The sequence below is a fragment of the Microbacterium sp. LCT-H2 genome, assembly GCF_001866135.1.
Lineage (GTDB): Bacteria > Actinomycetota > Actinomycetes > Actinomycetales > Microbacteriaceae > Microbacterium.
Window position 1 is genome coordinate 234138 of the sequence record NZ_MODW01000002.1, and the last position, 20091, is coordinate 254228.

The window sequence follows — 20091 nt, forward strand, 5'->3', positions numbered from 1 at the left end:
CCCCATAGACTGGACCCCATGCGTATCGCCGTCGTGGCCCTCGGAAAGATCGGGCTTCCCCTCGCCGTCCAGTTCGCCTCCTCCGGTCACGATGTGGTCGGCGTCGATGTCAACCAGAAGGCGGTCGACATCATCAACGCCGGGCAGGAGCCGTTCCCCGGTGAGGCCCACCTGGCGGAGAAGCTGCAGGAGCTCGTTCCGGCCGGCCGGCTTCGCGCGACGACCGATTACGCCGAGGCGATCCCGGGAGCCGACGCCGTCGTCCTCGTCGCCCCCGTGTTCGTGAACGACGAGACGTGGGAGCCGGACTTCCAGTACATGGACTCGGCGACGCGCTCGCTCGCCGAGCACCTCACGCCCGGCACCCTGGTGTCGTACGAGACGACGCTGCCCGTGGGGACGACCCGGAACCGCTGGAAGCCCATGCTCGAGGAGGGTTCCGGCCTGACGGAGGGCACGGACTTCTTCCTCGCGTACTCGCCGGAGCGCGTGCTCACCGGGCGGGTCTTCGCCGACCTGCGCAAGTACCCGAAGCTCATCGGCGCACTGTCCGACGAGGGGAACCGTCGCGCCCGCGAGTTCTATGAGGCGGTCCTGCAGTTCGATGAGCGTCCCGATCTCCCTCGCCCGAACGGCGTGTGGGACCTCGGCACGACCGAGGCCTCCGAGATGGCGAAGCTCGCCGAGACCACGTACCGCGACGTCAACATCGGCCTGGCCAACCAGTTCGGGCTGTTCGCCGCTGCCCACGGGATCGATGTCTATAAGGTGATCGAGGCCTGCAACTCGCAGCCGTACAGCCACATCCACCGCCCGGGCATCGCCGTGGGCGGACACTGCATCCCGGTCTACCCTCGTCTGTACCTCTCCACCGACCCCGACGCCGACATCGTGCGGGTGGCGCGCCAGCTCAACGCCTCCATGCCGGAGCGCCTGGTGGCGCAGGCAGAAGGCATCCTCGGCGACCTGAGCGGTCTGCGGGCGGTCGTGCTCGGAGCCGCCTATCGCGGCGGCGTCAAGGAGACGGCCTTCTCCGGTGTGTTCCCGACCGTCGAGGCGCTGCGCGCCCGCGGTGCCGAGGTCGTCGTTCACGACCCGCTGTACACCGACGAGGAACTGCGTCGACTCGGGTTCGAGCCGTACGACCTCGGCGGACCGGTCGATCTCGCCATCCTCCAGACCGACCACGCCGACTATCGTGAGCTCAGCCCGGCCCAGCTGCCGGGAGTGAAGCTCCTCGTGGACGGTCGCGCGGCCACGGACGCCGCGCTGTGGTCCGGGACGCCGCGTCTCGTGGTGGGGACGGCAGCCTGATGGATCTTCTCGTCGTCGGGTCGGGTTTCTTCGGCCTCACCATCGCCGAGCGCGCCGCGGAAGCGGGCCGCAAGGTCACCGTCATCGACCGCCGCTCCCACATCGGCGGCAACGCCTACAGCGAGGCGGAACCCGAGACCGGGATCGAGGTGCACCGCTACGGCGCGCACCTGTTCCACACGTCGAATGCGACGGTGTGGGAGTACGTCAACCGCTTCACGTCGTTCACGAACTACGTGCACCGTGTCTACACGACCCACAAGGGCGTCGTGTTCCCGATGCCGGTGAATCTCGGGACGATCAACCAGTTCTTCCAGGCCGCGTACACGCCGGACCAGGCCCGTGCGCTCGTCAGGGAGCAGGCGGGCGAGTTCGATGTGAAGTCCGCGACGAACTTCGAGGAGAAGGGCATCGCGCTCGTCGGGCGCCCGCTGTTCGAGGCGTTCTTCCGCGACTACACGGCGAAGCAGTGGCAGACCGACCCGCAGAAGCTCTCCGGCGACATCATCAGCCGGCTCCCGGTGCGCTACACCTACGACAACCGCTACTTCAACGACACGTGGGAGGGGCTGCCCACCGACGGCTACACCGCGTGGCTGGAGCGCATGGCCGACCACCCCAACATCGAGGTGAAGCTGGACGTCGACTACTTCGACGAGTCCCAGGCCCTGAACAAGAAGGCCACCGTCGGGCAGGTCCCGGTGGTCTACACGGGCCCCGTCGACCGCTACTTCGACTACGCCGAGGGCGCGCTGAGCTGGCGTACGCTCGACTTCGAGCAGGAGGTGCTGGACGTCCGCGACTTCCAGGGCACCAGCGTCATGAACTACCCGGACATGGACGTGCCGTACACGCGCATCCACGAGTTCAAGCACTTCCACCCGGAGCGCAAGGACGTCTACGAGTCCGACAAGACCGTCATCATGCGGGAGTTCTCCCGCTTCGCCGAGCGCACCGACGAGCCCTACTACCCGGTGAACACCCCGACTGACCGCGAGGGCCTGCTGGCCTACCGCGAGCTCGCGAAGGGGGAGAAGGACGTCCACTTCGGCGGTCGCCTGGGCACGTACCAGTACCTCGACATGCACATGGCCATCGGGTCGGCGCTGTCGCTCTGGAACAACACTCTCTCCTAGACTCGGAATCGTGAGTCACGCTGCTGTCGGGGCGCCCGGGACGCCCCGGCGCTATCTGCATTCGCTGTGGCTGCTGTCGGCCCGTGACCTCAAGGTCCGGTACGCGACGAGCTTCCTCGGCTACGTGTGGTCTGTTCTCGACCCGCTGGTGATGAGCGCGATCTACTGGTTCGTGTTCACCCAGGTGTTCCGTCGCGACGTCGGTGAGCAGCCGTACATCATCTTCCTCATCAGCGCGCTGCTGCCGTGGGTGTGGTTCAACAGCTCGGTGTCGGACTTCACGCGGGCGTTCAAGAAGGACGCCCGTCTCGTCCGCTCGACGTCGATCCCGCGCTCCATCTGGGTGAACCGCATCGTGCTCAGCAAGGGCATGGAGTTCCTGTTCTCGCTGCCGGTGCTGGTGCTGTTCATCGTGGTCAATCTCCTGTTCGAGAGCCATCCCGACCAGGTGGTGCAGATCGGCTGGGGCGTGCTCTGGGTGCCGGTGGCGATCCTCATGCAGACGATACTGCTCGTCGGCCTCGGCCTGCTGGTCGCGCCGCTGTGCGTGCTCTACACGGACCTCGAGCGCACCACGGCGCTCATCCTCCGGGCGATGTTCTACGCCACCCCGATCATCTACAACGTCACGGACCTGCCCGGTGTCTTCCAGACGCTCGGCGCCTTCAACCCGCTCGCCGGGATCTTCATGCTGTATCGCATGCCGTTCTTCCCGGACCAGTGGAACCCGTTCACGCTCACGGTCAGCGCCGTGATGTGCCTGCTCATCCTCGCGCTCGGCGTCTGGGCGTTCCGGCGTCTCGAGCGCCCCGTGTTGAAGGAGCTGTGATGGACGCCGCGATCGACGTGCAGGGCCTCGGTGTGCGCTTCCGCCGCAACCGTCGCGGGCAGCGCAGCTTCAAGGACCTGTTCGCCGGGGCATCCCGGCGGTCGCGTCCCGGGGAGTTCTGGGCGCTCCGCGACGTCTCGTTCACGGTGCAGCCGGGCGAATCGATCGGCGTGGTCGGACGGAATGGGCAGGGCAAGTCGACGCTGCTCCGCCTCGTGGCCGGTGTGCTGCTGCCCGATGAGGGCTCGGTCAGCGTCAATGGCGGCGTCGCTCCGCTCATCGAGATCACCGGCGGTTTCGTCGGCGATCTGACGGTCCGGGAGAACGTCCGGCTGACTGCAGGACTGCACGGCATGTCGAAGGACGAGGTGGCCCGCCGATACGACGACATCATCGCGTTCGCCGAGCTCGCCGGGTTCGAGGAGACGCCGTACAAGCACCTCTCCAACGGAATGAAGGTGCGCCTCGCGTTCTCCGTCGTCTCTCAGCTCGACGAGCCCATCCTGCTCGTCGACGAGGTCCTCGCGGTGGGCGACAAGGCCTTCCGTGAGAAGTGCTACAAGCGCATCGACGAGCTGCTCTCAGACGGTCGTACGCTGTTCTTCGTCAGCCATAACGAGCGCGATCTGCGCCGCTTCTGCAGGAGGGGACTCTATCTGGACCGCGGCACGCTCGCCCTGGATGCCCCGATCAACGAGGTGCTCGACCGCTACAACGCGGACTACTCCGTCTGAATCGTGCTCGGACCCCGGGGCGTCAGAGTCCCACGAGGCTGCGCAGGTCTGCCGCCGCAGCGCGCGCGCTGTCGATGGCCGCTGACGCACCCGAGCCGTCCTCGACCGCCGCGCGCAGTGCCGTGAGCCGCTGGGCGTAGGTCTCCACGCCGGAGCGCCAGGAGTCCTGGATGGAGGACGGCGGCAGGGCGTCGCCCAGGCGCTGGGCGTCCTCCTGGAGGGAGTCCACGACGGGAAGCGCATCCTGACCGCTCGCCCCGGCGACGATGTCGAGACCCCGATCGGCGGAGTTCAGCCACCCGGACACCTTGTCGCGGAACACCTCGATCGTCGGATCGCCGATCGGGGGCGCCGTCGTGATCGACGTCGGCTCGGGGGTCGTCGTCGGAGTGGGAGTGGCGGTGGGCGTCTCGGAGGGGGTGGCCGTCGGAGACGGACTCGTGCTGCCGACGGGCTCGGGGCCACCGTCGCGCGGGAGCAGGAAGAACAGCAGGATACCGACGATCGCGAGCGCCGCGACGCTGAGACCGACGATCAGCCACACCCGACCGGTGCGCTTCGGCGCGGGGGGAAGTGGGGCCCATCGCACCTCGGGCTGGGGCTCGTCCATCTCAGGCCTCCAGGGGGCTCATCGGCTCCCAGGTGCGATCGCGACCGATGCGGCCACCGTCCCTGAGCCCACGGAACAGGTTGCTCGTGCCGCGGACGGTGCGCTCGACGAAGACGAGCCGGATCAGCTCCTTGAAGAACGTCGCGGTCGTCCCGAGGCCGAACAGCACGGGGTTGTAGACGCCGTGCACGCGGTAGTACTGCTTGATGAAGGCTCGGTTGCGCATGATGTAGTAGCGGTAGGCGTTGCTCGAGGCGTTCATGTGCCGGATGCCCATGTCCCACTGCCGGATCTCGCGCGTGCGGCGCAGCACGAACTCGTCGACGATGACCGCGGTGGTCAGGCGAGACGCCAGCCACCCGTACATCTGGTCGTCCCAGTAGATGAAGAAGCGCGGGTCGGGGAGGCCGATCTGCTGCACGATCGAGCGGTGGATGAACATGCCCTCGAAGCAGCCGCTGTTCATCTCCTTGTACCCCGAGGAGTCGAAACCCGCCGGGGCGAACGGGATCGGGATGCCCATGCGCTCCGCGATGCGGTACTGCCAGTAGAACTCGCTGCCGTCGTAGTCGTAGCGCCGTCCCTGGATGCTCTTGAATCGCGGCGCCCAGGCGCCCATCCGGGCGAGACCGTCCGGGAGCACCTCGACGTCGTCGTCCATCATCCAGATCCACTGGGCGCCGAGATCGTACGCCGTGCGCATGCCCTCGCTGAAACCGCCGGAGCCACCGGTGTTGACGTCGAGACGGCGATAGACGAGGTCGGTTCCGATGTCGTCTCGGAAGGACTCGACGACGTCGGTCGTATCGTCCGAGGAGGCGTTGTCGATCACGATCACGTGGCCCGGCTTCGGGTCCATCGCGGTGATGCTGGTGAGCAGGCCGGTCAGCAGATGCGAGCGGTTGTACGTGACGATGACGATCGCGGCGGAGGAGGGATCGAAGGGACGGGCGTCGGCGGTCATGCCTTCTCCTCGAAGACCTGCTGCCAGGATTCGGCGGAGACCAGGTCCGGCAGAGCGGCGCGGTACTGGCGCTGGAGCTCCGGCCACCGTCGTCGCAGCTCGGCGTGCAGGCGCACGGACTCGCGCAGCATGCGGCGGTACTTGGCGCGGTCGCGCGTGTAGATGTTCTTCCCGGAACCGTCGGCGGCGCTCACGAGAGCGCTGTCATACAGCGGGAGGCGCCACCAGTGCGCGTCGCCCTTGCCGAACTCCACCTCGGGCTGAGCGATGTTCGCGGGGTCAGGGCGGTGCACCCAGTGCGAGAGGAGCGTCTTCAGGGTGAAGATCCGCAGTCGCACGCCGGTCGGGCTGTCGAACTCGTTCTTCGGCAGCCGCTTGTAGACCTGGCGGCCGCGGCGGGAATGGAGCACCCGGGCAGGGTCGCGATGGATCACCGTCTCCGGGTACTCGGCGGCCAGGGCGCGTGCGGCCGGCATCGCCGTGCCTAGGTTTCGGCGCATATGGTCGGGTCCGGAGAGCACGTCGCGCAGAGCCCGGTTGCGCAGCGCCACCGGGTAGTACTGCATCATCATGAGATGCTTCAGGTCCACGCGGCGGCTGTGCACGATGAGGCGGCCGCCCCGGGGTGCTCCGGAATGCAGGAGCCCGGCGACGATCCGGTTGCGGGCGTGGAAGTAGGCCTGCCAGTCGATCGAGTCGTCCTTGTTCACCCAGGAGACGTGCCAGAGCGCCACACCGGGCATCGACACGGTCGGGAAGCCCGCCTCGCCGGCACGGAGGCAGAATTCCGCGTCGTCCCACTTGATGAACGCAGGGAGCGACAGTCCCACCGTGCGGACCGCGTCGAGCGGGATGAGGCACATCCACCACCCGTTGTAGTCGGCGTCCATCCGCATGTGCAGCAGCGGCGACTGGCGCAGATTGGCGACACCGAAGTCGTGCGGCATCTTCTCCTGGTAGAGGTTGCGCCACATGAAGGGGCCCTCGTCGACGACCTCCGCCCAGCCGTGCAGCTTGGGGCGGTCGAGGAGGTCGAACATGTGTCCGCCGACGAGCACGGGCGTGGTGGCGAACTGACCGAAGACGATGGAGCGTCGCAGCGACTCCGGCTCGATGCGGACGTCGTCGTCCAGCAGCTGCACGAAGTCGCTCTCGGGGCGCTGCAGGGACTCGTGCATCGCACGGGCGAAGCCGCCCGATCCGCCGAGGTTGCCCTGGCGGATGACCTGCAGGGTCTCACCCAGACGCTCGGCGACCTCGGCGTAACCGTCCTGGTCCGCGACGAGCTGCGTGCCCTGGTCGACGAGGAAGATGCGGTCGACGAACTCCAGCGCATCCGGAGAGGAGGCGAGCGCCCTCAGGGTCTCGACGCAGTAGTCGGGCTTGTTGTAGGTCGTGATCCCGAGAGAGGCCTTCCCGGTGCGGGCGGGGGACTGCTCGGTGGTCCACTCCGCGCCCTCGAGCACGGCCGGCTTCTCGTCGGCGACGATGTCGAACCAGATCCAGCCGCCGTCGCTGTACTGGGTGAGGTCGAGGTCGAACGAGGTCGTGGCCTCGCCGGTCACCTCACGCGTGGCCACGCGCTGGCGCACACCGCCGCCGTTGGAGCGGTAGACGAGGATGGTCGCCGGCCCCGTGGTCCGTACGGTGAGCTGCACCTCGCGGACGCTCGTCCAATGCTGCCAGTATGACGCGGGGAACGCGTTGAAGTAGGTTCCGAGGGAGACACGCCGACCGGCCACGATCCGGGCGCGGTGCCGTCCCAGGATGTTGCCGAGATGCGCGCGACTGGAGACCCGGACCGGTTCCTCCTCGATCACGGACCACGTCTCCGGGTCTGCGTACAGCGGGAGCAGATCGGGGTCGCGATCGAGCGGGAAGACGACGTTCTGAAGGACGTGGGCCACAGGGAGGTTCTCCGTTGTTGATGCCGCGGCCGCTGCCGGAGGGCAGCGCGGGACTCGACGAGCAGTGAGTAGCCTACCGGTGGTCGCCTTCGGATCTGCGGAGAGCCGATCCCCTGCGCTCGGCGTGGCTGGCTAGACTGACCGCGATGAAGGTACTGATCACCGGCGGGGCCGGCTACATCGGATCGACCGTGGCGACGGCGTGCATCGAGGCCGGGATCCAGGTCGTGGTGCTCGACGATCTGTCCACCGGGCTGGCGGCTTTCGGTGAGGGACGCAACCTCTACGTCGGCGACATCGCCGACGCCGACGTCCTCGACCGGCTGCTGGCGGACCACCCCGACATCGATGCCGTCGTGCACTGCGCCGCCCGGATCGTCGTGCCGGAGTCCGTCGCCGATCCGCTCGGCTACTACGACAGCAACGTCGGCAAGACGATCACTCTGCTGCGACGCCTGCGCGACGCCGGCATCGCGCGCATCGTCTTCAGCTCGTCTGCCTCGATCTACGCGGGGGAGACCGGCGACGGCGTGGATGAGGGCGGCCGCCTCGCCCCCTCCAGCCCCTACGCGGCGACGAAGGCCATGGTCGAGCAGATCCTCGCCGACGCCGCAGCAGCCGGCGACTTCCGCGCCATCGCGCTCCGCTACTTCAACCCGATCGGTGCCGACCCGAAGCTGCGGACCGGACTGCAGAATCCCACGCCGTCGCATGCGCTCGGCAAGATCATGCAGGCGCGGGCGGCGGGGGAGCCGTTCCAGATCACCGGCACCGACTGGGCGACCCGCGACGGATCGGGCCTGCGGGACTACATCCACGTCTGGGACCTCGCGCTCGCGCACGTCGCGGCGGTGGCCCGGTTCGACGATGTCGCGACGCCGGAGCAGCCGTATCAGGTGATCAACCTGGGCACCGGCGACGGCGTCACGGTCCGCGAGCTGGTTCAGGCCTTCGAGAGGGTGACCGGGGACCCGCTGCCCGTCGTCGAGACCGATCGCCGACCCGGGGACCAGGCCGGCGCCTTCGCGATCGTGGAGCGGGCGCGCGAGGTGCTGGGGTGGCGCGCGGAGCGCTCCGTCGACGACGGCGTCCGCGACGCCCTCGCCTGGGCGGAGAAGCTCCCCACCGTCCGCTGACGGCGCGCCGTCACTCCTGCGGGCGCAGAGTGGGGATGGCGCCGGTATGCGCGGCGTCGATGTTCTCGCGCCACGAGCGGGACTGCCCGGCGCGCAGGGCGCACAGGGCGAGCATGAACCACCCCGCGCCGACGAGTGTGAAGCTCTCGAACATCGAGTCCACCGCGAGAGTCACGAGCGTGATGGGCGTCCAGGCGTACACGACGGAGCGGCGGACGCTCGCGACCAGCCAGGAGCGGATCAGCGCGATGCCGCCGAGCAGGAGGAACAGCACCAACCCCGCCGCGCCGAGCTGCAGCAGCACGTCGAAGAAGGCGTTCAGCGCGCTCTGATGCCGGTCGTCGAGCTGGAAGTTGATGAACGTGAACGGATACTCTCCTCGGGCCCAGTCGCCGAACCAGCCCCATCCGGTGATGGGCTTGACGGCCACGAAGTCGAGGATCATGTTCCACAGCTCGGCCCGCATGGAGAAGTCGGATCCGGCGTCGAGCAGCGCGATGATCTGGTGACGCAGGGCGAATGCGACGGTGAGTGCGAGGGCGACCAGGACGCCCAACGTCCATTGCACGAGGTTCCGACGGGCCGGGGCGGTATGGCGGACGATGGTGAGCGCGACCGTGACGATTCCGACGGCGACGGCCAGCACGAGCACCGTCGGCGAGGACGACAGGAAGGCCAGCCCGCCGGCGAGGGCGACGGAGACCACCGCGAGAGGCGGATCGACGGATTGGGTGCGCCACTCGATCACGAAGGTGATCAGGGCGAGCACGGCGATGAAGCCGAGCATGTTCCGGCTGCCGAACAGTCCCTGGACCGGGCCGCCGGAGGCGAGATTGCCCTGGATGTCCAGGAAGGCGAACGGGAGGTCGAGGAGCACGCCCGAGAGGATCTCCACGCCGAGGGAGATCCCGAGCAGGACGCGGAGGGTGTCGCCCAGCGCGCGGACGGTCTGCAGCGTGTCGCGGATGTGTCCGATGGTGATCGCGAGGAATGCGTAGCCGAAGAGCGAGAGCCAGCCCAGGATCGTGTCGGAGCGGTCGGTCGTCCACACCAGGCTCACGAGAGCCCAGGCGAGGAAGGCCAGCAGCGAGGACGGCGCGATGCGCAGCGGGGACAGCTCCTCTCTCCGCACCCAGAGGATCGCGGCGCCGAGCAGGCACAGGGCCGTGATGATGGTGGCGAGGGTGACGGCCGACGTCATCCGTCCGATCGCGAACGAGCCGAACACGGCGGTCAGTGCCGCCAGCGTGAACGCCCGCGCCATCTCCGCCGAGCCGAGGAGGCGGGCGAGCGGGTGTGCCACCGTCACGGCACCCGCCGCGGCGTCGCGCCGCGTTCGAAGACGAGATCCCGCTCGCCGACGCCTACCAGTGGCACCGACTTGAGCTTGAACGACAGCATCACCAGGAGCAGCCACCCCCACAGCATGATGGGGGTCGACTCGGTGAGCCCCTGCACCAGCAGCACGACGGTGAACAGGCTGGGCAGCAGCGTGAGCGGGGAGTAGGGGCGCCGCGCGTCGAGGTCCCACCGGGGGCGGTCGACGGCGAAGAACCAGGAGCGCCACAGGAGGCTGGCGTAGGCCACGGCCATCAGTACGAGGCCGACGATGCCGAGCTGCAGCAGCACGTCCAACCACATGTTGTGGGCGTGGAACACGGTGATCCCGTGGTCGACGATCCAGCCGTCGAAAGCCGGGTCCGTGGGCACCCACGGGCTGGAGAAGCCGTTGCCGATGACGGGGTGCTCGCCGACCCGTTCGAGGACCGCCGCCCAGATCTTGTCGGAGCGGCCGGTGAGGTCGGCGCTGCGGCCGAGGAGGCCGAGGAGGGGCTCGCGCAGCAGCCACACGGCGAGAACGCCGAGGACGGTGGAGCCGATCGCGACGACGTAGATGCGAGTGCGCGCGGTGGGCGAGGCCGCTCGACGCATCAGCAGGGCGACGACGAGGACCACAGCGGCCGCGGCGGCGCACACGAGCGCGGTCGCCGACGCGGTGCGGACGAGGAAGTATGCCGCGAGGAGCATCCACAGCGCGAGCGTGGTCCGCCAGCGGGCTCGCGCGGCGAAGAGCACGCCGAAGGTGATCAGCGCGAACAGCGACACGATGCCGAGCAGGTTCGCGTTGCCCAGGATGCCCTGGATGCGTCCGCCGTCGAAGAGGTTGTCGCGGACCCAGTACCACTGGGGGTCGATCTTCCCGTCGGGGATGTCGGCGAAGTTCGGCAGCAGGGGACCGTGGAGGACCAGCGACACCCACAGCTCGAGGGCGAGGGAGAGGCCGAGGATCCATTTGAAGGCCGACGACAGGGCGCGCACGATCTCATGCCAGGTCAGCACGTGTGCGATGAACAGACCGTTCACCGTGACGGCCGCCAGGAGCACACCCGTGGCGACGGTGGGGACGCGCCACTGCGACCAGGCGACCGAGAGGAGGGCGAGTGCCGTGTAGCCCATGGCCGCCCACGGCAGCCGACGCCAGCGGAAGGACTGCGGGCGCTTCCTGGCGAGCATCGGGACGCCGATCGCGAGGGTGGCTGCGCTGAAGAGGGCGAGCACGATCGCGGCCCCGATCTCGCCGACGAGGTTGTACACCGCCGAATGCGCGAAGGCCACGAACAGGACGGCGATGACGTATCCGCGTAGCAGGAGATGCCCCGTGGACTCGCGCTCGGGCGCGGTGGGCGGGGCTGCCACCGGGTGCTTGGTGTACTGGGCCATCGCGACTCAGGCTACCTCGACGGGCCCGGATCCGACCTGTCCGTCGCGCCGGGCTCTACGCTGGGGGGCATGCTGCGCAGCCTCACCAACGTGCCCCGCGACTACGCCTGGGGATCGTCCTCCCTCCTCGCCGAGCTCGAAGGCCGCACCCCGACGGGCGTGCCGGAGGCCGAGGTGTGGTTCGGCGATCACCCGGGCGATCCCGCCGACCTCGCGGACGGCGGGACGCTGGACGAGGTGACCGGGGGCACGCTGCCGTACCTGCTGAAGCTCCTCGCCGCCGCGCGGCCGTTGTCGATCCAGGTGCACCCGACTAGGGAGCAGGCGCAGGAGGGGTGGGCACGGGAGAGCTCGCTGCCGCTGGACGACCCGCGGCGGAACTACCGCGACGCCAATCACAAGCCGGAGCTGATCGTCGCCCTGAGCGATCGCTTCGAGTCGCTCAGCGGCCTGCGTCCGGTCGCGGACACCCTGCGACTTCTCGACTCCCTCGACGACGTCCCCGGGGTGCGCTCCCTGCGGGAGCGGCTCTCGGGCGAGGGTGACCCGCTCCGGGGCGCGATCGGCTGGCTGCTCGGAGGGCAGGCGCAGGGCGACGTCGACGAAATCATCTCTGCCGTCGTCAGCGCCGCCTCCGGTGACGCAGGGGAGCGGGAGCCGGCTCTGCGGGCGGTGGCCGCGATCGCCGAGGCCTCGCCGGGCGACCCGGGGGTCGTCGTCGCCCTGCTCATGAACCACGTGGTGCTGCGCCGCGGCGAAGGCGTCTTCCTGCGGGCGGGACTCCTGCACGCCTACCTCTCTGGCCTCGGCGTGGAGATCATGGCGGCGAGCGACAACGTGCTCCGCGGCGGTCTGACCCCCAAGCGCATCGATGTCCCCGAGCTGCTCGCCGTGCTGGACACCACCCCCGGCGAGGTGCCGGTGCTGCGGCCGACGGCCGACGAGGCCGTGACGACGTACTCCGTGCCCGTCCCCGATTTCGCGCTCCAGCGGGTCCGGATCGATGACGCTCCGGTGACCCTGGACGTCTCCGGCCCGACGATGGTGCTGGCCACGGCCGGGGCGGTCCATGTGACCGCGGAGTCCGGCGTCGAGACCGTCGTCCCGGTCGGCACGGTGGCGTTCGCCGACGCCGACGAGCGCTCCCTCACGCTCTCCGGTGCGGGCGAGGCCTTCGTCGCGACCCCCGGCCGCTGAGGCGTCGCCCCGGGTCGGCGACACGCCGAGGGACGTCCAAGAACCTTCAAGAATCGCTTGAGGGTTTACGATCCGCGACTTGACCGGAGGGAATGACACGGGTGTAATTAGGTGAGCACGGCCCGCCAGGGGGGCGGTTTCTGAAGGGTTGGAGGTCGAGATGACGGGTTACCGTTCCGATGTGCCGGAGAACTGGTTCGTCGATCCGGTCAACCTCGGTGTCCCCGGGGTCCGCCGGTCCGACCAGGATGACGACAACGCCCTCGCCTGGCAGAGCGACGCGCTCTGCTCGCAGACCGACCCCGAGGCGTTCTTCCCGGAGAAGGGCGGCTCGACGCGGGACGCCAAGCGTATCTGCACGGCGTGCGACGTCCGTGGCGAGTGCCTCGAGTACGCGCTGGCCAATGACGAGCGCTTCGGCATCTGGGGCGGTCTCTCCGAGCGCGAGCGGCGCAAGCTCAAGCGTCGCGCCAGCTGACCCGACTTCGCGGCGCGGCTTCCCGGGCGCGCCGGGAGCGGTGCGCATCCCGGCGTGACGCCCCGCATAGGCTGACCACGTCATGCCAGCCCGAGTTCATGCCCTCATCGTCGCGCGCCCCGGCCCCTCCGCCCGCGCCCAGCTCCTCCGCACGCTCGACGCGGTGCGCTCGCAGACGCTCCCGCCCGCGGCCGTCACGCTGATCATCTGCGGCGACGCCACCACCGCACGGGAGAGCGAAGCCGTCGCCGCGACCGTCGAGGGCATCATCGAGGCGCGCGCGTCGACCTCCTTCGCCGAGGCTCTCGATCTGGCGCGCCCCCGCGTCCTCGACGGATCGGCGATCTGGATCCTCGCGCAGGACACCGCTCCGCACCCGCGTGCGCTGGAGCGCCTCACGGGCATGCTGGAGCGCTCGCCGTCCGCCGCGATCATCGCGCCGAAACTCGTCGCCACCGACAACGAGCGCGAGATCGTCTCCTTGGGCGTGAGCATGACCACGTTCGGCCGCTCGGTCGAGCTGGCGGCCGGGGAGTTGGACCAGGGCCAGCACGACCGGATGGACGACGCCCTCGGCGCCGACATCCGCGGCCTGCTCATCCGCGGCGAGGTGCGCGAGGCGTTGCGCCCCGATCCCGCCCTCGGCGGTGCCGACGAGGGTCTCGACCTCGGCGTGCGCGCGCGGCTCGGAGGCGGCCGTGTCGTCCTCGCTCCGGCTGCGCGGGTCTCCGCCGCCCCGGACGGCCCTGCGGCGCTCCCTGCGGGACGAGCACGCCGCGCCTTCGTCACCCGCCTCGCACAGTTGCACCGCCGCCTCGCCTATGCGCCTGCCGCCGCCGTGCCGCTGCACTGGCTGACGTTCCTGCCACTCGCACTGTGGCGTTCCCTCACCCATCTCATCGGCAAGCGGCCGGAGGCCGTGTTCCCGGAGTGGGGGGCGGCTCTCCTCGCGATGGTCCGTTTCGGCGCCGTCGCCCGATCGCGCGCCCGGATCCGTTCGTTCCGTTCCTCCAGCTGGGCGAGCATCGCCCCGCTGCGCGTCACCCCCGCACAACTGCGTCGTCGGCTCGACGACGGGCACGGCAGCGAGCACGGTGCCGTCAGCGAGCTCCGCTTCTTCTCCGGGGGCGGAGCCTGGGCGGTGCTGGCCGCGCTGGTGGTGAGCATCGCCTCCTTCACGAGTCTCCTGGCGTGGCCGGCGCTGGGAGGCGGTGGCCTCCTGCCCTTGCGTGAGACCGTGGGCGCGTTGTGGCAGGACGCGGCATGGGGTCTGCGCGGGGTCGGTGTCGATCTCGTCGGACCGGCCGACCCGTTCGCCGCGATCATCGCCGTCCTGGGGTCGCTGTGGCCGGGCGCGCCGTCCTTCGCGATGGTGCTGCTGTGGATCCTCGCGCTGCCGCTCGCCGTCCTCGGCGGATGGTTCGCCGCGACTCGGGTCACCGATCGGGCCGGACTGCGCATCTTCGCCGGCATCGCGTGGGCGCTCGCGCCGACCTTCCTCACCGCGCTCGTGGACGGGCGTCCTTCTGCCGTGCTCGTCCACCTGCTGCTCCCATGGCTGTTCCATTCGGCGGTGGTCGCCCACCGCTCCTGGGGCGCGGCGGGCAGTGCGTCCCTGCTCCTGGCGGCGGTCGTCGCCTGTGCGCCGGTCCTGGCTCCGGCCCTCGCGCTGCTGTGGGTCGTGGCTCTGGGGATCGTGCTCGGCACGGCGCAGTTCCGAGGGGCGGGCCGCCTGCTCTGGCTTCCCCTGCCCACCGCGGTGCTGTTCGCTCCCCTGATCTTCTGGCAGCTCGCCCACGGCACCGCGCTCGGTCTGCTCGCCGATCCCGGCCTGACGTGGCTCGGGCCGCAGGCGTCGGCTGACGCCGCCGGACGCCTGGCGATCGCCGGGGGCTTCCCGACGAGCGATCTGGCGGGCTGGGCGAGCGTCGTCCCCGGAACCTGGGCAGCGCTGCTGTGCGCACCGCTCGCGCTGCTCGCGCTGGGGTCAGCCGTCTCCCCTCGATGGCGGGCGGGCATCACCCTGCTGGTCGTCGCGCTCAGCGGACTCGCGACCGCCTTTCTCGCCGTCGGGATCAGCGTCGCCGCCGCGGGGAGCGCTCCGGTGCCGATCTGGCCCGGCACCGGTCTGAGCCTCGCCTGGATCGGCGTCGTGGGTGCCGCGACGATCACGCTCGACACGGCGATCACGCTGCCGCGCCTGCGCGTCGCCGCCACAGGGGTGGCCGCCCTCGCTCTCGTGGTGTGCGCCGTCCCCGCTCTCACCGCCTTCCACACCGACCGCTCCGCACTGACGAACGGCCCCGAATCCACCCTTCCCGCCTATGTGCGAGCCCAGGCGGCCGGGGATCGGCCGATCTCCACTCTCATCCTCACGCCGCAGAACGACGGCGGTCTCGCTGTCGACGTGGTGCACGGTCCCAGCGAGACCCTCGGCTCGCAGACGACGATGCTCTCGACGGCGGTCGAACCGCAGGGGACCGACATCGCGACTCTCGCCGTCGACCTCATCTCCGCCCGCGACTTCGACGCGCCGGCGGAACTGCTCGCGCAGGGGATCAGCTACGTCCTCCTCGCGGAGGCGCCGGGTGAGGGGGATCGCGCACGCACACTGCGCACGGCGTCCGTCGCCGCGATCGACCAACGGGCCGGCCTCGTGCAGGCAGGGTCGACGGATCGAGGAGTCCTCTGGCGTCTCGAGGGCGAGCCGGCGGCGCCGGCGTCGCTGAGCGCGACCCAGGAGGGCACGGCCCGGATCGTCGTGACGGTGCAGCTCCTGGTCCTGCTCGCCGCGCTGCTCCTGTCCATCCCGACGCGCGCGTCGCGTCGGGCGGCGCGGGCGCAGTCGCGGATCGTCGGCAGGGCGCCGGAGGAGCCGCTGGTGCTCCCGCGCCATGCGGAGGACACCGTGCCAGACGCAGCCGACGTGCCGCCGGTCGGCGCCGTCGAGGATCCGCAGGACGAGCCCGCGCTGGCCGACGAGGCGCTCGCCCCGATCGCCGACGCCCAGCCGACCGACGAAGACCATGACGACGTGCCGGACGGCGATCCCACCGACACCCCTGCGTCCGTCGAGAGCCGAGGAAGCACCGGCACCGAGGAGGACCACCGATGACCGGCAACCGTGCGTTCCGCGTCGCCGCGACCAGTGCGCGCGTCGTCACCGGAGTCGTGGTCGCCGCGGCCTGTGTGCTGGGCGTCGCGACCGCCGTGCACGCCCCTTGGCCGACCGTGACGCACGAGCCGGCACAGCAGCAGGTGACTCCGCTCCCCGGGGACAGCGTCCTGGTGTGCGCGGGCGATTTCCACGCTCTCGGTCGCAACACGGCCGCCCCGTCGGAGATGCGCCGGGCGGCGACTCCTGAACTCACGACAGGGGGCACGAGCGGTGTCCCGTCGCAGGCGGGGCTCGCCGTCCCGGATCTGGTGGACGGGCAGGAGGTGCCCGTGCTCACCGGTGCCGTCGAGGGACGCACGGCGCCGCTCATCGCGGGAGCCGAGTCGTCCACCCTGGCCTCGGACGACCTCGCCGGTTTCGCGGCTTCGCCCTGCGGCATCCCGCGGCTGGAGTCGTGGCTCGTCGGAGGGTCGGTGGGCACCGGAGCCGAGGACGTGGTCCTCCTCGCCAACGCGTCCGACGTCCCCGCGACCGTGACCCTCGCGGTCTACGGATCGGCGCGTGGCGGTCGTACCGTCATCGTCCCGCCGCGCACGCAGACGGCGCTGCCGCTGACCTCCGTCGCCGCAGGGAACGACATCCCCGTCGTCAAGGTGAGCGCGGTCGGGGCACCGGTCCGCGCCGTCCTGCAGTCCGCGCTGATGCAGGTGCTCGACCCGGTGGGGGCCGACCAGCAGGAAGCGGTGCCCGGGCCTCAGCAGCGCGTCGTGCTCCCGGGCGTGCAGGCGTTCGCCGCGACGGGGGACCAGGGGGACATGACGGTGCTGCGACTGCTTGCTCCCGGCGCGGACGCGCTCGCCCAGGTCCGTGTGACCGCCGAGGGCGGCGGCCCCGGTCTGGACGAGTTCACGGTGCCGCTGACCGCGGACGAGCCGGCCCAGGTCTCGCTCAGCGGACTCGAGCCCGGGACGTACACCGTGGAGATCGAGGCCGACGCCCCGGTCATCGCGGGAGTCCGTCAGCAGGACGGCTTCGGAGCGGATTCCGACTTCGCGTGGGTCACCCCCGCCCCCGAGATCGATGCGGAGGTCGCGTTCGCGGTGCCGTCCGGTCCGTCTCCGCGACTGCAACTGGCCAACACGTCTGACGAGGACACCACCGTCTCGCTCTCGTCCGTCGACGGCGGCTCGCCGCAGGAGATCGTCATCCCGGCGGGGGAGACCCGTGGCCTCGATGTCGCCGCGGAGACGACCTACCTGCTCCGGCCCTCGGGCGAGGTGCACGCCGCCGTCGCGATGACCGCGCCCGGCGCCGTCGCCGTGCTCCCGGTCCCACCGTCCCCTGGTGTCGAGACGTCGATCACCGTCTACCCCTGACGAGCCGGATCAGTGGTCGTGGCCCAGATCCCACGGCTCCCGGCCCACGTACTCGGCCGCCGCGCGGAAGACAGCGCTCTCGATCGCCATCCGTCGATGCGCGGCGTCGTCGTGACCGGGCGGAAGAAGGCGTTCGATGGGGATGCGGAAGAGGACGATCCTCCGCTGCTCACGGTCGAGATGCCAGCGCGGCACCTCGCCGTCGGCGTCGTATGACGGCAGCGCACCGATCTCGAACCGGACGTCCTGGAGCTCCGGCCACGTCCCGCGGAGGAACTCGACCGCGGTGCCGACGGTGAGATCGAAGCGATCGATGCGCCCGTCCAACGGGGCGAGCGGAGGCTTGACGACCTCGCTGCGCCCGAGGCGGCCGTGTCGGCCGTGCCTGGCACCGCGGCGAGCGGTGGAGGCGGGGACGGAACGGCGACGGGGCATGTCGAAAGTCTAGGCGCAGCGGCCACTTCCGGCGCGGCACCGCCGCCGCGGTCGGATGGAGTCGTACGCTGACGGAGATGGACGGACGACTGTGCTCGAAGGTCGGCTGCGCGCGCGAGGCCGTGGCCACCCTCACGTATGACTACGGCGACCAGATGGCTGCGCTCGGCCCGCTCGGCGCGGCGAACGATCCGCAGGCGCACGACCTCTGCGCGCCGCACGCCGACCGGCTCTCGGTCCCCGCGGGATGGCTCGTCGTCCGCCACGAGGCGCTGCGCGCATGAGCGTCGACCGGCCCTGACCGGCGAGGCCGTCAGACGCTCAGACGACGACCGGTCAGGCGCTCCGCGCGCCGGTCCGCGTTGGCGAGCGCGCGGCGTTCGCGCTCGCGCCGGAGAACGGTGACACCGACCAGGACGAGCTCGGGTGGCGCAGCCGGCAGCGGGGAGATGAAGGGCGCGGCCTCGGCGAGCAGATCACGGGCCACTCGCTCCCGTGCAGCCGGGAGCATGCGAGGAGCGCTCACCAGGAACTGCGAGATGCGCCGGGCGAGTCGGTCCGGAAGGCGCGCCACATCGGCCACCTGCGCCCACGCCGTTAGCTGCGGAGGCAGCACCGGCGCGAGCGTGACCAGCTTCGGAGTGCGCACCCGCTGGCTGTACGTGCCGGCGACGAGGTCGCCGAGGCGCTGGGATCGTGCGGTGAAGGCGCCGACGAGCACGGCGAGGCCGCCGAAGGTGAGGTAGATCTCGAGGACGCCGAGGAGCGCGCGGATGAACGCGTGGCGGAATCCGGCCGCTCCGCCGTCCATCCGCACGATCCTCCCGCCGATGGCCAGCTTTCCGAGGCTGCGTCCCTTGAGCGCCACCTCCATCGTGATCGGCAGGACGACGAAGCTGAGGACGAGGGAGGCCACGAGGGCGATGCGGTCCGTGGCCGGGTCGAGCACGCCGATGTCGAGGAGCCAGATGCGCAGGAGGATCGATCCGATGAAGACGGCATAGCCGAGCAGCATGTCGATGACGGCGCCGGCCGCCCGAAGGAGGAACCCCACGGGCTGGACGTCGATCGCGACCGCCTCCCCGGAGAGCACCTCGTCGGAGACGTCGATCTGCGCGGACATGAGTACAGTAAATCAGGTGGATGCCGATGCCCTCACCGATGCGCGCCGGTCCGAATGGGAACGGCTGGACACCCTCAGCCGCGCCCGTCTGGACGGCGCCGGGGTGGACGAGCTCATCGTGCGGTACCGCGCCGCCTCGGCCGACCTCGCGGAGCTGAAGACCTCCGTCGGGGAGTCGCCGCAGGGCGCCTACCTCTCCACGATCCTCGTGCGCGCGCGGCTCCGGCTCACGGGTGCCGCCGACAGCATCCTCACGCAGACGTCGCGGTTCTTCCGGCTCCAACTGCCCGCAGCCCTGTACCGGCTGCGGTGGACGACCCTCGTCATCGCCCTCGCCTTCGTGGCCGTCGCCGTCGGCACCGCGGCCTGGATCGCGAGCGACCCCGCCCTGGTGGCCACGCTCGGGCCGCCCGACACTCTTCAGCAGTACGCCGACGAGAGCTTCACCGGGTACTACACGGAGAACCCCGCCGCCGTGTTCATGGGCATGGTCTGGACGAACAACGCCTGGATCGCGATGCAGTGCGTGCTGTTCGGCGTGACCGGGATCTGGCCCGTCTACATGCTCGTGCAGAACGCCATGGGTCTCGGCACCTCCGGAGCGGTGATGGCCGTCCATGACAAGGCCGACCTCATGGTCCTGTACATCCTTCCGCACGGCATGCTCGAGATGACGTGCATCTTCGTCGCTGCGGCCGCGGGTCTGCACATGTTCTGGGCCTGGGTCGCCCCGGGCCATCGCACCCGCGGCGAGGCGCTCGCGGAGGAGGGCAGAGCACTGGCCACCGTCGCCCTCGGTCTCGTGTTCGCGCTCTTCCTCTCCGGACTCGTCGAGGGTTTCGTGACCGGATGGGCCCTGCCCTGGCCGCTCAAGATCGGCATCGGTGCCGCGGCCCTCGCGGTCTTCCTCATCTACATGCTCGTGACCGGCCGACGCGCCTCTCGTCGCGGCGAGACCGGTGATCTCGTGGAGTACGAGTCCGGCACGCCGCGGCTCGTCGCCGGGTGAGGGC

The 20091-nt window shown here is 70.2% G+C and carries 18 protein-coding genes; 11 read left to right on the forward strand and 7 right to left on the reverse strand.

What is annotated here, in order from left to right; translation table 11 throughout:
• The first annotated feature begins 18 nt into the window (after window positions 1-18).
• The 4 genes from BK819_RS05540 to BK819_RS05555 are packed head-to-tail and all read left to right on the forward strand — an operon-like array spanning window position 19 to window position 4013.
• Window positions 19-1314 (forward strand): nucleotide sugar dehydrogenase, encoded by a 1296-nt coding sequence (locus BK819_RS05540; RefSeq protein WP_071328269.1) that lies wholly within the window; start codon window positions 19-21, stop codon window positions 1312-1314.
• On the forward strand, window positions 1314-2450 hold the full coding sequence (gene glf, locus BK819_RS05545; protein WP_071328727.1) for a UDP-galactopyranose mutase: 1137 nt from the start codon (window positions 1314-1316) through the stop codon (window positions 2448-2450). The genes BK819_RS05540 and glf overlap by 1 nt, the downstream gene beginning before the upstream one ends.
• 10 nt (window positions 2451-2460) lie before the next feature.
• Complete coding sequence (locus BK819_RS05550) at window positions 2461-3279, forward strand: ABC transporter permease (protein WP_071328270.1); 819 nt, start codon at window positions 2461-2463, stop codon at window positions 3277-3279.
• The gene (locus BK819_RS05555; RefSeq protein ID WP_071328271.1) at window positions 3279-4013 is read left to right on the forward strand and encodes an ABC transporter ATP-binding protein; all 735 of its coding nucleotides are present in this window, start codon (window positions 3279-3281) and stop codon (window positions 4011-4013) included. The genes BK819_RS05550 and BK819_RS05555 overlap by 1 nt, the downstream gene beginning before the upstream one ends.
• A gap of 22 nt (window positions 4014-4035) precedes the next feature.
• Here the strand turns inward: BK819_RS05555 and BK819_RS05560 are convergent, their stop codons facing one another.
• The 3 genes from BK819_RS05560 to BK819_RS05570 are packed head-to-tail and all read right to left on the reverse strand — an operon-like array spanning window position 4036 to window position 7494.
• On the reverse strand, window positions 4036-4623 hold the full coding sequence (locus BK819_RS05560; protein ID WP_071328272.1) for a hypothetical protein: 588 nt from the start codon (window positions 4621-4623) through the stop codon (window positions 4036-4038).
• Between the two features lies 1 nt (window position 4624).
• On the reverse strand, window positions 4625-5587 hold the full coding sequence (locus BK819_RS05565; RefSeq protein ID WP_071328273.1) for a glycosyltransferase: 963 nt from the start codon (window positions 5585-5587) through the stop codon (window positions 4625-4627).
• Window positions 5584-7494, reverse strand: a complete 1911-nt coding sequence (locus tag BK819_RS05570; RefSeq protein ID WP_071328274.1) for a glycosyltransferase — start codon at window positions 7492-7494, stop codon at window positions 5584-5586. Before BK819_RS05570 ends, BK819_RS05565 begins: the two co-directional genes overlap by 4 nt.
• A gap of 146 nt (window positions 7495-7640) precedes the next feature.
• On the opposite strand from BK819_RS05570, the gene galE reads away from it, so the two are divergent.
• Window positions 7641-8630: a UDP-glucose 4-epimerase GalE gene (galE, locus tag BK819_RS05575; RefSeq protein WP_071328275.1), complete on the forward strand. Its 990-nt coding sequence runs from the start codon at window positions 7641-7643 to the stop codon at window positions 8628-8630.
• 10 nt (window positions 8631-8640) lie between these two features.
• On the opposite strand, the gene BK819_RS05580 is transcribed toward galE, so the two are convergent.
• Complete coding sequence (locus tag BK819_RS05580) at window positions 8641-9939, reverse strand: O-antigen ligase (RefSeq protein WP_071328276.1); 1299 nt, start codon at window positions 9937-9939, stop codon at window positions 8641-8643.
• Window positions 9936-11351, reverse strand: a complete 1416-nt coding sequence (locus BK819_RS05585; RefSeq protein WP_071328277.1) for an O-antigen ligase — start codon at window positions 11349-11351, stop codon at window positions 9936-9938. Before BK819_RS05585 ends, BK819_RS05580 begins: the two co-directional genes overlap by 4 nt.
• Window positions 11352-11420: 69 nt before the next feature.
• Here BK819_RS05585 and manA point away from each other — a divergent pair, with 69 nt between their 5' ends.
• The 4 genes from manA (at window position 11421) to BK819_RS05605 (ending at window position 17520) form a co-directional block, all read left to right on the forward strand.
• Window positions 11421-12548: a mannose-6-phosphate isomerase, class I gene (manA, locus tag BK819_RS05590; RefSeq protein ID WP_071328278.1), complete on the forward strand. Its 1128-nt coding sequence runs from the start codon at window positions 11421-11423 to the stop codon at window positions 12546-12548.
• 160 nt (window positions 12549-12708) lie between these two features.
• Window positions 12709-13026 carry a WhiB family transcriptional regulator gene (locus tag BK819_RS05595; protein WP_060921730.1) on the forward strand — a complete coding sequence of 106 codons (318 nt, stop codon included), beginning with the start codon at window positions 12709-12711 and terminating at the stop codon, window positions 13024-13026.
• An 82-nt stretch (window positions 13027-13108) separates the two neighbouring features.
• Window positions 13109-16141: a glycosyltransferase gene (locus tag BK819_RS05600; RefSeq protein ID WP_083391679.1), complete on the forward strand. Its 3033-nt coding sequence runs from the start codon at window positions 13109-13111 to the stop codon at window positions 16139-16141.
• Window positions 16138-17520 carry a DUF5719 family protein gene (locus BK819_RS05605; RefSeq protein WP_071328279.1) on the forward strand — a complete coding sequence of 461 codons (1383 nt, stop codon included), beginning with the start codon at window positions 16138-16140 and terminating at the stop codon, window positions 17518-17520. Before BK819_RS05600 ends, BK819_RS05605 begins: the two co-directional genes overlap by 4 nt.
• Window positions 17521-17529: 9 nt before the next feature.
• Here the strand turns inward: BK819_RS05605 and BK819_RS05610 are convergent, their stop codons facing one another.
• The gene (locus tag BK819_RS05610; RefSeq protein WP_240742964.1) at window positions 17530-17955 is read right to left on the reverse strand and encodes a hypothetical protein; all 426 of its coding nucleotides are present in this window, start codon (window positions 17953-17955) and stop codon (window positions 17530-17532) included.
• 77 nt (window positions 17956-18032) lie between these two features.
• On the opposite strand from BK819_RS05610, the gene BK819_RS05615 reads away from it, so the two are divergent.
• On the forward strand, window positions 18033-18239 hold the full coding sequence (locus tag BK819_RS05615) for a DUF3499 family protein (RefSeq protein WP_025103036.1): 207 nt from the start codon (window positions 18033-18035) through the stop codon (window positions 18237-18239).
• 29 nt (window positions 18240-18268) lie between these two features.
• Here BK819_RS05615 and BK819_RS05620 read toward each other — a convergent pair whose 3' ends face one another.
• A complete protein-coding gene (locus tag BK819_RS05620; RefSeq protein ID WP_071328280.1) occupies window positions 18269-19078 on the reverse strand; it encodes an RDD family protein in 810 nt (269 codons plus the stop codon).
• 16 nt (window positions 19079-19094) lie between these two features.
• Here BK819_RS05620 and BK819_RS05625 point away from each other — a divergent pair, with 16 nt between their 5' ends.
• Window positions 19095-20087, forward strand: coding sequence for a stage II sporulation protein M (locus BK819_RS05625; protein ID WP_071328281.1), 993 nt, complete (start codon window positions 19095-19097; stop codon window positions 20085-20087).
• Window positions 20088-20091 lie beyond the last annotated feature (4 nt).